This is a genomic window from Nocardiopsis sp. NPDC006198, from assembly GCF_040613895.1.
Taxonomy (GTDB): Bacteria; Actinomycetota; Actinomycetes; order Streptosporangiales; family Streptosporangiaceae; genus Nocardiopsis; species Nocardiopsis tropica.
The window spans coordinates 33,385-45,867 of the sequence record NZ_JBEXSY010000004.1 but is presented as its reverse complement, the minus strand read 5'-3'; the positions used below and the strand labels follow the sequence as shown (position 1 = coordinate 45,867).

At 74.2% G+C, this 12,483-nt stretch carries 12 protein-coding genes; 3 read left to right on the top strand and 9 right to left on the bottom strand.

The features are described 5' to 3' along the window. Positions 1-13: 13 nt before the first annotated feature. The 7 genes from ABZ234_RS04445 to ABZ234_RS04415 all read right to left on the bottom strand — a co-directional run bounded on the left by ABZ234_RS04445 (position 14) and on the right by ABZ234_RS04415 (position 7,584). Positions 14-346, bottom strand: a complete 333-nt coding sequence (locus ABZ234_RS04445; protein ID WP_276567183.1) for a thioredoxin family protein — start codon at positions 344-346, stop codon at positions 14-16. Further along, positions 343-741: a MerR family transcriptional regulator gene (locus ABZ234_RS04440; RefSeq protein ID WP_267947715.1), complete on the bottom strand. Its 399-nt coding sequence runs from the start codon at positions 739-741 to the stop codon at positions 343-345. Before ABZ234_RS04440 ends, ABZ234_RS04445 begins: the two co-directional genes overlap by 4 nt. 136 nt (positions 742-877) lie before the next feature. After that, the gene (locus ABZ234_RS04435; RefSeq protein ID WP_355011027.1) at positions 878-1,597 is read right to left on the bottom strand and encodes a class I SAM-dependent methyltransferase; all 720 of its coding nucleotides are present in this window, start codon (positions 1,595-1,597) and stop codon (positions 878-880) included. An 11-nt stretch (positions 1,598-1,608) separates the two neighbouring features. Next, positions 1,609-1,980 carry an STAS domain-containing protein gene (locus ABZ234_RS04430; protein ID WP_267947713.1) on the bottom strand — a complete coding sequence of 124 codons (372 nt, stop codon included), beginning with the start codon at positions 1,978-1,980 and terminating at the stop codon, positions 1,609-1,611. Between the two features lie 350 nt (positions 1,981-2,330). Further along, a complete protein-coding gene (gene meaB / locus ABZ234_RS04425; protein WP_355011026.1) occupies positions 2,331-3,374 on the bottom strand; it encodes a methylmalonyl Co-A mutase-associated GTPase MeaB in 1,044 nt (347 codons plus the stop codon). Positions 3,375-3,436: 62 nt separating this feature from the next. After that, positions 3,437-5,662: a methylmalonyl-CoA mutase gene (gene scpA / locus ABZ234_RS04420; protein WP_352983140.1), complete on the bottom strand. Its 2,226-nt coding sequence runs from the start codon at positions 5,660-5,662 to the stop codon at positions 3,437-3,439. After that, positions 5,659-7,584 (bottom strand): methylmalonyl-CoA mutase subunit beta, encoded by a 1,926-nt coding sequence (locus ABZ234_RS04415; protein ID WP_355011025.1) that lies wholly within the window; start codon positions 7,582-7,584, stop codon positions 5,659-5,661. Before ABZ234_RS04415 ends, scpA begins: the two co-directional genes overlap by 4 nt. Positions 7,585-7,791: 207 nt before the next feature. On the opposite strand from ABZ234_RS04415, the gene ABZ234_RS04410 reads away from it, so the two are divergent. Beyond that, positions 7,792-8,622, top strand: a complete 831-nt coding sequence (locus tag ABZ234_RS04410) for a transporter substrate-binding domain-containing protein (RefSeq protein WP_355011024.1) — start codon at positions 7,792-7,794, stop codon at positions 8,620-8,622. Between the two features lie 190 nt (positions 8,623-8,812). Continuing rightward, positions 8,813-9,595 carry a DUF4184 family protein gene (locus ABZ234_RS04405; protein ID WP_355011023.1) on the top strand — a complete coding sequence of 261 codons (783 nt, stop codon included), beginning with the start codon at positions 8,813-8,815 and terminating at the stop codon, positions 9,593-9,595. Between the two features lie 54 nt (positions 9,596-9,649). Here ABZ234_RS04405 and ABZ234_RS04400 read toward each other — a convergent pair whose 3' ends face one another. Both ABZ234_RS04400 and ABZ234_RS04395 read right to left on the bottom strand, forming a co-directional pair. Continuing rightward, the gene (locus tag ABZ234_RS04400) at positions 9,650-10,048 is read right to left on the bottom strand and encodes a spore-associated protein A (protein WP_355011022.1); all 399 of its coding nucleotides are present in this window, start codon (positions 10,046-10,048) and stop codon (positions 9,650-9,652) included. A 29-nt stretch (positions 10,049-10,077) separates the two neighbouring features. Beyond that, positions 10,078-11,709: a serine/threonine-protein kinase gene (locus ABZ234_RS04395; protein WP_355011021.1), complete on the bottom strand. Its 1,632-nt coding sequence runs from the start codon at positions 11,707-11,709 to the stop codon at positions 10,078-10,080. Positions 11,710-12,063: 354 nt separating this feature from the next. Here ABZ234_RS04395 and ABZ234_RS04390 point away from each other — a divergent pair, with 354 nt between their 5' ends. Further along, positions 12,064-12,255, top strand: a complete 192-nt coding sequence (locus ABZ234_RS04390) for a hypothetical protein (protein WP_355011020.1) — start codon at positions 12,064-12,066, stop codon at positions 12,253-12,255. Positions 12,256-12,483: the final 228 nt, after the last annotated feature.

Sequence of the window (12,483 nt, the reverse complement as noted above, 5' to 3'; positions counted from 1 at the left end):
GGGCGGCCCGGCCTCACCGCACGTCCTCCAGCTCCTGGAGGAGGCGGCGCCTGGAACGGGCCCCGACCATCGTCATCACGGGCGCGCCGTCGCGGAAGACGAGCATCGTGGGCGTCCCCATCACCCGGTAGGCGCGCGTGGTCCCGGGGTTGGCGCCGACGTCCAGCCTGACCACCCTGATCCGGCCGGCCGTCTCGGCGGCGACCGCGTCCAGCACGGGCACCATCTGCCTGCACGGCGGGCAGTGGTCGGAGGTGAACTCCACCAGGACCGGCCGGTCCGCCCCCAGCACCTCGTCGTCGAAGGTCGCGTCCGTGACCTCGTCCAGCCCCGTCGTACCGTTCATCCGTGTCCCCTCGTCTGGCACAGCGGCTCGGGCGCGGCGGACCTGTCCGCCTCGGCCCGGGCCAGCTGTGCGCCCACCTGGGCGCGTACCGCCCCCAGCCGTCCGATCAGCGCGTCGAGCTCGGCCAGTTTGTCCCGGTAGACGTCGAGCGAGGCGGGGCAGGAATCCCCTGTCGGGTTGCCCTCCCGCAGGCACTCCACGAACGGCCGGGTCTCCTCCAGTCCGAAGCCGAAGTCCTGGAGCGTGCGGATCTGCTCCACCAGCCGCAGGTCCTCGTCGTCGTAGACGCGGTAGCCGTTGACCGCGCGGCGGGTGGGGAGCAGCCCCCGGGACTCGTAGTACCGCAGGGTCCTCGTGCTGACCCCCGCGCGTTCCGCGAACTCTCCGATGCGCATGGACGCCACGCTAGACCTTGACGTCCGCGTCAGGGCAAGGGAGTTCGGGGCCCGTCCGCTCCTGCAGCGGCCGGGGCGGGGCCGGGAGGAGTGCCGGGGCCGGGACGGGAGGAGGGCCGGGGGCGGGGCCCCGGGTTCAGGCGGGGCGGTGGTACACCAGCGAGTACCGCCAGAACAGCAGCCTGCGCAGCCGGGCCCCGGGCAGGTGCCTGTCGACCGCCTCGGCGATCTGGCCCATGTCCATGTCGGGCTCGCGGACGGGCATCTCGGCCGTGGGCCCCACCTTGTGCAGGTCGGGCGTGCCGGTGAGGACGCGCGCCAGTCCCAGGCCGACGCCGATCGCCCACTGCGGGCCGAGCGCGGCCAGGCCCACGGCCGCGTCGGTCCCGCCGCGCTCCCGGTAGTGGCCGAGGACGGCCAGGGTCCCGCCGGGGGCGAGGGCGGACGCCATCCGTTCGAGGGACGGCCCGAACGGCATGTGGTGGATGCTGGAGACCGCGCTGACGAACCCGTACCCCGCCGGGTCCAGTTCGGCCTCCTCCAGGGAGGCCACCCTGTAGTCGACCGGCAGCCGGGGCGGTGTCAGCGTCCGTGCCAGGTCGATCATCCGGCTCGCCGGGTCGATGGCGTCCACGGCGAACCCCCGGGTCGCGAGGACCCGGGCGAACCTGCCGCCGCCGCAACCGACGTCGAGGGCCCGGGGCCGCGCGCGGAGCGCGTCGCGCGAGGGCCCCGGGGCGCCCCGGCGGCCGGCGGGCGGGCCGTGCCCGGGCACCTGGCGCAGGAGGTGATCGTGGTAGTGGCTGTTGTGGTCCCACGAGAGGTCGACGGGACCCGGGGGGAGAAACCGGCTCATGCGGCCGGAGACTACCCGGCCTGCCGCTTGGCCTCCAGCGCCTCCATGGCAGCGACGGCGGTGGCCACGGTCTGGTGGACCGGGACCTGGCGGTGCAGGCCGACCAGGCGGACGACCTTGGTGACGCGTTCGTTGAGGGCGGCCAGTGCCAGCGATCCGCCCATCTCGCGAACGGTCCGGTAGGCGTTGATGATGACGTTCAGGCCGCTCGAGTCCATGAAGTCCAGACCGGACAGGTCCAGGATCAGCCACGGACCGTGGTCCTTGACGGCGGACTGGACGTGTTCCTGGAGGTCGGCGGCGGTCGCGATGTCGAGTTCTCCCTCGATCGCGACGATGACGCTGCGGCTCTCTACCCGCGTGCTCAGCCCAAGCCTGTGCACGTTCACTCCTCCCGGCCCCACATTGAGATGGTGAGGGGTCCCTCGCTTAACCATACGCAGACAGGCGAGTCGCGCCCACCCGGCCCGGCGCCACTCCCACAGAACCGGACCACCGGGGGCAGGACGCTTGCGCGTCCGCGAGTCTGGTAGGTCGTTGGACACACACGGTATAAGCGAACCGCCCGTTCGGGAATGGCATAGGGCAAGAAATTTTCGCCTCGTGGGCACGAACCTCCCTCCGGCCAGGTGGTATCACCCGTTTACGCTGGGTCATTTCACGACATGGAGCCCCTGCGGCCGCACCCGCGTCGAGCACCGGCGCCAAGACCCCCGGTCCGGTCACCGTGTGTTCACCCCTTCGGGGAAGCGTCACCCTGGGTGAAGGCCTCCAGCAGGGTGAGCGCCGCGAGGGTCGCCGTCGTCTCCCCCGAGCGCACCCCCTCCTCCGTTCCCGGGATGAGGGAACTCACCCCCGGGTCCCGCAGGAACGAGTCCATCAGCCTGTCCCGCACCTGGTCCCACATCCAGCTGACGCCCTGGTCCCGGCGGCGCTCCCCGAGGGCGCCGTCGGCCTCCAGCGTCCGGCGGTGCCGCAGGACCGCCTCCCACACCTCGTCCAACCCGTCCCCGGTGAGGCCGCTGCACGTCAGCACCGGCGGGCGCCACCCCGGGTGCACCGGCTGGAGCAGGCGCAGCGCGCGCGACAGCTCGCGGGCCGCCTTGCGGGCGTCGTCGGCGTGGGGTCCGTCGGCCTTGTTGACCGCGGCCACGTCGACCAGTTCGAGCACGCCCTTCTTGATGCCCTGGAGCTGGTCGCCCGTGCGGGCCAGGGTGAGGAAGAGGAAGCAGTCCACCATGGCGGCCACGGCCACCTCGGACTGGCCGACGCCCACCGTCTCGACGAGGACCACGTCGAACCCGGCCGCCTCCATCAGCAGCATGGTCTCCCGGGTCGCCCGGGCGACGCCGCCCAGCGTCCCCGCCGTGGGCGAGGGCCGGATGAACGCGTTCGGGTCGACCGCCAGGCGGGCCATCCGGGTCTTGTCCCCCAGGATGCTCCCGCCCGACCGCGTGGACGACGGGTCGACGGCGAGGACGGCCACGCGGTGCCCGGCGCCGGTCAGCCGGGTGCCCAGCGTGTCGACGAAGGTGGACTTGCCCACGCCCGGCACCCCGGTGATCCCCACGCGGTGGGCCTTCCCGGTGTGCGGGAGCAGCCGGACGAGGAGTTCCTGGGCCGACCGGGCGTGGTCCGGACGGCGTGACTCCACCAGGGTGATCGCCCGTGCCAGCGTCGGCCGGTGCCCGGCCAGGACCCCCTCGGCGAGGGCGGCCACGTCGACCGGCCGCCTCCCGCCTCCGCGCGCCCCCGGTACGGATCCCTCGTCGCCCACGCCTTCTCCCCTTCCGGCCCCTCGGCCCCCGTCGCCGTGCCGCCCGCGCTGCCGACGGCCCGCTACAGCCCCTCCCCGTGGCCCCCCAGCCGCTCCTCCAACTGGTCGAGCAGGTCGACGGCGGCCTCCGCGATGACCGTCCCCGGGGGGAAGATCGCCGCCGCGCCCGCCTCGCGCAGGGCCGCGAAGTCCTGCGGGGGGACGACCCCGCCGACCACGACCATGATGTCCTCCCGCTCCAGGGCGGCCAGCTCCTCGCGCAGGGCCGGCACCAGGGTCAGGTGCCCCGCCGCCAGCGAGGACACGCCGACCACGTGCACGTCGGCCTCCGCGGCCTGGGCGGCGACCTCGGCCGGGGTCTGGAACAGCGGACCGACGTCCACGTCGAAGCCCAGGTCGGCGAACGCGGTCGCGATGACCTTCTGGCCGCGGTCGTGGCCGTCCTGCCCCATCTTGGCGACCAGGATCCGGGGGCGGCGGCCCTCCGCCTCCGTGAACTCGTCCACCCTCCGGCTCACGCGCTCCATGAGCCCGGCCGCGTCCGCGCTGCCGGCGGCCTCGTTCCTGTACACACCCTGAATCGTACGGATCTGCCCCGAGTGGCGGTCGAAGACCTTCTCCATGGCGTCGGAGATCTCGCCGACGGTGGCCTTGGCGCGTGCCGCGTCCACGGCCGCGGCCAGGAGGTTGTTCGTCAGGGACTCGTCCGCCCTGGACTCGCGTCCCGCCGCCTCCGTGAGAGCGGCCAGGGCGCGGCGAACCCCGTCCTCGTCCCGCTCCTCGCGCAGGCGGCGCAGCTTGTCCAGCTGCTGGGCGCGCACGCTGGAGTTGTCGACCTTGAGGACGTCGATCTCGTCGGCCGTGTCGGGGCGGTACTTGTTGACGCCGATCACGGGCTGGCGGCCCGAGTCGATGCGCGCCTGGGTGCGCGCGGCGGCCTCCTCGATGCGCATCTTGGGCAGGCCGGCGTCGATCGCGGCGGCCATGCCGCCCGCGCCCTCCACCTCGCGGATGTGCGCCCACGCCTTCGCCGCCAGCTCCTGGGTGAGGCGTTCGACGTAGTAGCTGCCGCCCCACGGGTCCACGACCCGCGTGGTGCCGGACTCCTGCTGGAGCAGCAGCTGGGTGTTGCGGGCGATCCGCGCGGAGAAGTCCGTGGGCAGGGCCAGGGCCTCGTCCAGGGCGTTGGTGTGCAGCGACTGGGTGTGCCCCTGGGTGGCGGCCATCGCCTCCACGCACGTGCGGGCCACGTTGTTGAACACGTCCTGGGCGGTGAGCGACCAGCCCGAGGTCTGGGAGTGGGTGCGCAGGCTCAGCGACTTGTCCCCGGTCGCGCCGAGGTCCCTGACCAGGCGCGCCCACAGCAGGCGCGCGGCGCGGAGCTTGGCGACCTCCATGAAGAAGTTCATGCCGATCGCCCAGAAGAACGAGAGGCGCGGGGCGAAGGCGTCCACGTCCAGCCCGGACCTCCGGCCGGCGCGGATGTACTCGACGCCGTCCGCGAGGGTGTACGCCAGTTCCAGGTCGGCCGTGGCCCCGGCCTCCTGCATGTGGTAGCCGGAGATGGAGATGGAGTTGAAGCGCGGCATCCGCTGCGACGTGAACGCGAAGATGTCGGAGATGATCCGCATCGAGGGCTGCGGCGGGTAGATGTAGGTGTTGCGGACCATGAACTCCTTGAGGATGTCGTTCTGGATGGTCCCGGACAGCTTCTCCGGGGGGACGCCCTGCTCCTCCGCGGCGACGATGTACAGCGCCAGGACGGGCAGCACCGCCCCGTTCATCGTCATGGACACGCTCATCCGGTCCAACGGGATGCCGTCGAACAGCTGGCGCATGTCGTAGATGGAGTCGATGGCCACGCCCGCCATGCCGACGTCGCCCGCCACCCGGGGGTGGTCGGAGTCGTAGCCGCGGTGGGTGGCCAGGTCGAAGGCGACGGAGAGCCCCTTCTGCCCGGCGGCGAGGTTGCGCCGGTAGAAGGCGTTGGACTCCTGGGCGGTGGAGAAGCCGGCGTACTGGCGGATGGTCCAGGGCTGGTTGACGTACATGGTCGGATACGGGCCGCGCAGGTACGGCGGGATGCCGGGGAGGCCGTCCACGAACTCCAGGCCCGCGCGGTCCGCGGAGGTGTACAGGGGTTTGACGGCGATGCCCTCGGGGGTCTCCCACTCCAGGGCGTCCGCGGCCTTGCCGGTGGCGGACTCGACGGCCTCCCGCCAGGCGGCGGGAGCGGTGGGGACGGCGCCGGACGGTTCCGGGGCGACGGCGGAGAAGTCGGGGATCATGCGTGCGCCCCCTGGGCTTTCGCGGGTGGAACGGGCGGCTCGGTGGCCAGGACGTCGACCAGGTCCGTGAGCAGGGCGACCGCGTCGCAGCCCCGGTGGGCGAAGGCGTCCACCCCGGCCTCGCGGTAGGCGTCGCGCGGCGGTCCCGCGAGCAGCACCCTGCGGGCCCCGGCGCCCTTCAGCGCCCGCGCGACCGCCTCGGCCTGCTCGCCGTACACCCTGTCCGAGGAGCAGATCACCGCGACCCTGCACCCGGAGGCGGCGAACGCCCCGGCGGCGGCGTCGGCGTCGGCCAGCGGTCCGGGTTCATGCACCCCCACGCCGCCCGCGGCGAGGAGGTTCGCGGTGAACGACGCGCGGGCCGTGTGCACCGCGACGGGCCCGAGCGTGGCCAGGAACGCCGTCGGACGCGTCCCCGTCCTCGCCTCCTGCGCGTCGCCGCGGTCCCGCAGCGCCTCGAAGTCCGCGGCGTACCGGCGGACCGGGAACCAGGTCCCGGCCACCGCGGCCGGGTCGGGCTCGCGGACCAGGCGCTTCTCGGCCGGGTCGGGGTACTCGCTGACCCCTGTCAGCGGCGACCTCCGGTGCGCGAGGTCGCGGCGGCGGCGCTCCCACACCTGGTCGACGCGCTCGCGCAGCGAGCCGTCCGCGACGGCCTCGGCCGCGCCGCCCGCCGCCTCGAGCTCCTGGAAGAACTCCCAGCCCGTCCGGTACAGGTCTCCGGTCAGGGCCTCCACGTAGAACGAGCCCCCGGCCGGGTCGATCACCCGCGCCAGGTGCGACTCCTCGATCAGGAGCGACTGGGTGTTGCGGGCGATGCGGCGGGCGAAGTCGTCCGGCAGGCCCACGGCCGAGTCGAACGGGGCGACGGTGACCGCGTCCGCGCCGCCGACCCCGGCCGCGAAACACGCCACGGTGGTGCGCAGCATGTTCACGTGCGCGTCGCGGCGGGTCATCATCGCCTCGGACGTGGCGGCGTGCAGGCTCATGGAGCGCCGGCCGGCGGGCACCCCGCTGGCGGCGAGCACCTGGTTCCACATGCCGCGGACCGCCCTCAGCTTGGCGATGACGCTGAACTGGTCGGCGTTCGCGGCCAGGCGGAAGCCGATCCGGGAGGCCGCCTCGGCGACGTCCAGCCCGGCCGCGTGCAGGGCCCGCAGGTAGGCGGTGCCCGCGGCGATCGCGAACCCCAGCTCCTGCGCGTCCGAGCCGCCCGCGTTGTGGACGAGGGTGCCGTCCGCGACGAACAGGCCCAGGCCGGGGCGTTCCCGGGAGAGTTCGGCGGCGAGGCGGGCCGGGTCCATGACGTCGGGCCGCTCGCCCGCGCGCGCCGCCACGGTCAGGGGGTCGATACCGAGGTGGGAGACGATCCGGCCGTCGGGCACCCCCGCGTCCGCGTGCGCGCCGAGCAGCGCCGCCGCGGCGTCGGCGTGGTCGGCGCCGGGTTCCAGGACGACGGGCGCGAGGTCGAGGTGGACGTCGGCGAGGGCCTCCCCGAGCGCCGGGGGCGGCAGGCCCGCGCCGCCGACGGCGATCCACAGCGAGCCGACACCGTTCATGAGGTCGGCGTGCAGCCGGCGGCGGAGGACGGCCGGGTCGGCGTCGGTGTGGCGGGCGCGGATGTCCCAGCCGTCGGGCCCGCTGCCGCCGGGCCGGTAGCCGCGGGTGAAGGGGGGCAGTCCCGGGAAGCCCGGGTCCGCGGCCGGGGGCTCCGAGGTGTAGAGGGGCTCGATGTCGAACCCGTCGTAGGTGTGCGTGGCCAGCGCCGACTCGGGTGCGTCGGCGAGCTTCTCCTCGGGGACACCGCTCTTGCGCAGCACCCCCGCGACGAGTTCCCGCCACCTTTGTGGGGTGGCGTCGGGAAACCCTTCGGCCAGGTTCGGGGCGCCGGTTCCGGCGGCCCCGCTCTCAGGGACGTCCATACACCGGATGGTAGAGAACGGCGTTCGGTCGCGGGGCTCCGGGGCCCGTGCCGGGCGTGTCCGCGCGGCGGCCGAACGCGGCGGCCGGACGCGGCGGCCGGACGCGGCGGCCGGGCGGAGACCGCCGTCGGTAGCATGACGCGGGTCACACGGCGTCCCGCGCGGCCCGCCCCCGCGGTCCGCGGGACGGAACACGGAGGAGACCCAGTGAAGACCCGCGCCACCACCCTCACCGCCCTCGCGGCCGTCGCACTCGCCACGGGATGCTCCGCCGCCGACACCGGCGGCACCGGGAACGCCCCCGACGGGGAACAGGTCTCCGGGAGCCGGCTCGACGAGATCCTGGAGAGCGGCACGCTGCGCGTGTGCACCACCGGCGACTACCGGCCCTTCACCTACCTCGACCCCGCGACGGGCGATTTCACCGGGATCGACGTCGACATGGCACGCGATCTCGCCGACGACATGGGCGTGGAGGTCGAGTGGGTCCGGACCAGCTGGGACGACCTGATGGGCGACTTCCTCAGCTCCTGCGACATCGCCGCGGGCGGCATCTCGATCAGCACAGAGCGCGCCCGGCAGGTGTACTTCTCCGCGGCGCTCATGGAGGACGGCAAGACGCCCATCACCCTGTGCGAGAACGTCGACGACTACCGGACGATCGAGCAGATCAACCAGCCGGGCGTCCGCTCGATCATGCCCAGCGGGGGGACCAACGAGGTCTTCGCCGAGGAGCACTACCCCGAGGGGGAGCTCATCCGCCACGACAACAACACTGTCTTCGAGGAGATCATCGCGGGCAACGCCGACGTCATGACCACCGACGCGTCCGAGACGCTCTGGGCGGCCAACGAGCACGAGGAACTGTGCGCGGTCCACCCGGACGAGCCCTTCGACTACTTCGAGAAGGCCTTCATGCTGCCCCTCGGCGACGAGGTCCTGAAGCACTACGTCGACCAGTGGCTGAACATCGCCCTCAACGACGGCACCTGGGACGGGATCGTCGAACCGTGGTTCGGCGAGGACGTGGAGCTCTGACCCCGGCGGCCGGGGTCGCCGGGGCTCGGGCGCGGCTCGGGCGCGGTCCCCTGTGGCCGGGCGGCGCGACCGCGCCCGCCCCCCTCTCCCCGGGGGCGCCGGAACACCGGGTCCCACCCGCCCGGCCGCCCTTCCGGAGGACCGCTCGTCCTGCCCCGGAGCCCGTGCGGGAGCCCGGTAGCCTACCGCCGTGCCCTTCACCCTCAGCCACGTCGCGGCCGTGCTGCCCCTTGCGCGCACCCGGCTCCCCCCGGCCGCGCTGGTGGTCGGATCGGTCGTGCCCGACCTGCCCTACTACCTGCCGCTGCCCCTTTCCGCGACGACCACGCACACGCCCGCCGGGCTGTGGCTGGACGTCCTTCTCGGCGGCGCCGTGCTGGCGGTGTACACGTATGCCCTCCGGCCCCCTCTGCACGCCCTGGCGGGCCGAGCGCCGGGGGCCGGCGGGGCCGGAGCCGGGCGGCCGGTACACGCGGCGGCACTCGCCGCGGCCGCCCTCGCCGTGGGCGCGGCCACCCACATGGCCTGGGACGCCTTCACACAGACCGGGGGCGCCCTCGTCCGGGCCTGGCCGCTGCTGAGCGCACAGGTCGTGGGTCCGCACCTGCTCTACAACGTGCTCATGTACGCGAGTTCCGCCCTGGGCCTGGCGGTCCTGGCGTGGTGGGCGTGGCGGAGGCGCGGTCGGCCCGGGAAGGGGGACGCCTCCCCCGGAGCGTGCGGACCCGGCACGGACCGCACGCGCGGCCTCCCCGCACCGCGTGTGCGCACCGCCGCGCTCGCCGCCGTCGCCGTGTGCGCGGTGGCGGGCGCCGCGCTGAACGGCCTGTCCGAGCGGGCGGCGGCGAGCGGCTACGACCTGGTGCGCTGTCTGCTCGTCGGCGCGGTCACGGGCACCGCGCTCGGTCTCACCGCGTGGACGGCCGCGTGGTGGGGGCGGTTCGTCCCGGCGACACGGGCGGGAGGCCCCTGACACGGGAACCGCCCCTCGTGCGGGAGCCCGTTCGGGGGAGCCGCCGTGCCGGGGTCAGCCGCAGTTGGTGCCGGTGCGGACGACCCACTCCCCGCCGATCACGCCGCCCCAGTCCACGCACTGACCGGCCGCGTCCAGGTAGACCGGGCCGGCGTACTCCGTGAAGTTCCCCGGGTCGGTCTGCCACGAAGCGGAGTCGCTGCGCTTGAGGGCTGCGTCCATGTCCATCGCGGAGCCGGGGTTCGACCGCGCGACCACGACGCAGTTGCGGCCGTTGGAGTTGTTGTACGTGAGGTGGACCGTCCCCCCGCTGATGGAGGTCTTGTTGACCTCCCTGTAGCCGCTCCCGCACTGGCCGCCGTACGCGGCCGAGGCGGGGGCCGCGGTGAGGGCGGTCGCAGCCAGCGCCAGCCCCAGCGCGGCGGCGGCCCTGCGGACCAGGGTCCTCGACATGTCTCTCCTCACGGTTGCGATCTGCCCGGCTACCACGGCGGCGTGCCGGAACCGCCGGCGCGGTGCTGCTCCACCAGGCGGGTGATGGTGACGGTGCCGTCGTCGGCGGTCGTGTAGGTGACCTCGGCCCGGATCGTGCGGCTGCCCTGGTTCACGTAGCCGGTGAGCGCCGACGGGCTGGAGGACACGGTCCCGGCCTCGCCGTCGCCGACCGCCCCGGCGCCGTCCTGGCAGAAGCTCCACGCGCACAGCACGGTCGCGCCGTCGAGGAGCGCGTACCGGGCGGAGCCGCCGGAGGGCTGGAAGGCCACGACGTGGTCCCCGGAGGGCTGCGAACCGCTCGCGCCGACCCCGGCCCCGACCACGGCGGTCGCGGTGGCGGTCTCTCCCCCGCCGCCGGAGCCGTCCTCACCGGCGCCCGCCGCGTCGTCCGAAGCCCCCGCGGCGGGCTCCTCGGAGGGCGACGGGTCCTCCCCGTCCTCCCGGACCGCCGCACCGGAGCGGCGCTCGCCCCCGGAGGGTCCGTCGTCGCTCCCGGCCGCCTCCGCCGCACCGCCGTCGAACCAGGCCGCGACGGGCAGCGAGTCCCAGTCGCCCGCCACGGCGGCGCCTCCGACGGCCGCCCCCGCGAGCAGGAACAGGGCCGCGGCGACGGCGAGCACGGACCACGCCCCGGAACGCCGTCCCCGGGAGGTCCTGCGGGGAACCGTGACCTCGCGCTCCCGCGGCATGTGCACGCCGTGCCAGCCCGCGTGGAGCGTGGTGGCCACGGCGTCACCCGCCCCCTGCGGCCGGGTGACCGGGGTTCCGCCCAGGTTCGCCGCCGCCATCACCCCGGTCACGAGGGCCAGGGCGCCGGGCCTGCGCCCGGCGTCCTTGGACAGGGCCCGCCGGGCCAGGTCCGCGAGCGGCCCGGAGAAGCCCTCCATGTCGGGTTCCCCGCTCAGCACCCGGTGCGCGACGGCCGCCGGGTCGCCGCCGCCGAACGGGGGACGGCCGGTCGCCGCGTAGGCCACCAGGGCGCCCCAGGCGAAGATGTCGTCCGCGGTGCTGATCGGCTCGCCCCGGTAGTGGGCCGGGCTGATCCAGCCCGCCGACCCCAGCAGCGAACCGGTGCGGGTGAGCGCCGTCTGGTCCAGGGCCCGGGCGATGCCGAAGTCCAGGACCCTCGGGCCCTCGGGGGACAGGATGATGTTGGCGGGCTTGAGGTCGCGGTGCACCACCCCGGAGGCGTGGATCTGCGCGAGCGCCTCGGCGATGCCGACGGCCAGGCCGTACTGGAGGCCCTCCGGCAGCGGCCCCCCGTTCTCCTTCAGGTACGCGGAGAGGGTGAGGCCGCGGATGAGCGGCGTGGCCAGCCACGGCTGCTCCCCGCGGGTGTCGGCGGCGAGCAGGGGGACCGCGCAGGCACCGCCGACCCGCGAGAGCATCTCCACCTCGCGGGCGAAACGGTCCCGGAACTCCGGATCCGCCGCGTACTCGGGGTGGACGACCTTGACCGCGACGAGCTCGCCGTCGTCGGCGCGGGCCGCGTACACCACACCCATGCCCCCGGCGCCCAGCCTCTTGAGCGGCGTGTAGGGACCGACCGAGGCGGGGTCCTGGGGCAGCAGGTTCGTGGCCGTCGCCGGAAGCGACGCGGAGGGGCGTGCGGGAGACATGGTGGCTCACAGGTGAGGGTGCGTGGGGCCGGGATCGACGCTTCGGAGGCAGGGGGCGTCGGAGAATCAACCGGACAAGGCATCTTAGCGCCGCCCCCGGAGCGGCGGTACGGCAGGGCGTTTCCACCTGCGAGAAGAGTCCTGTGACCGGGTCCGGCCGGGCCGCAGGGCGCGGGGCGGTCCCGGGCCCGTACGTCGCACGGCGCCCTTTCGGCCGGTCCTGGCGCCGTGTTAGCATCCCGCCCGTCTCGAAGGCCGGTACCGTCTCCCGGACCGGTCGCAGAGCCGCCTGCTCTCCCTGCTCCGTTGAGCGCCTGACGCACATCGACGACTTCGCAACAGGAGAAACCCGGCATGGCCACACGCAAAGAGATCAAGGACGAGCTGAAGAAAATCCAGGAGCAGAACGCGCCCACCTCCCTGGCCGCGCACCTCAAACGCTCCGTGAAGTCCGTCGGCCAGAGCGACCTGGGCAGCAGCGGGGTGAGGGCGAGCAGGAGCCAGAAGCCCGGCAGGCTGTCCCGCAAGAAGGGAAAGAGCGCATAAACGCCCGGCGAGCCTGAACGGCGCGGGCCCGGTGGGGAAACGCCCCGTCCCGGCCCGCGTACGCTCGCTTCCGGGTGAACAGGCCGTGCACTAGGCTCACCCACGCACCACCGGGGCTCACAGGGCGCGTCCTCGCCCCCGTTCCGCCCCCTCCCCCTGCTCCCGTCGGATGGGCCGGTGGTGTTCCGCCGTGCCACCCCTCCCCAGGTCCCCATGACGCCGGGGGAG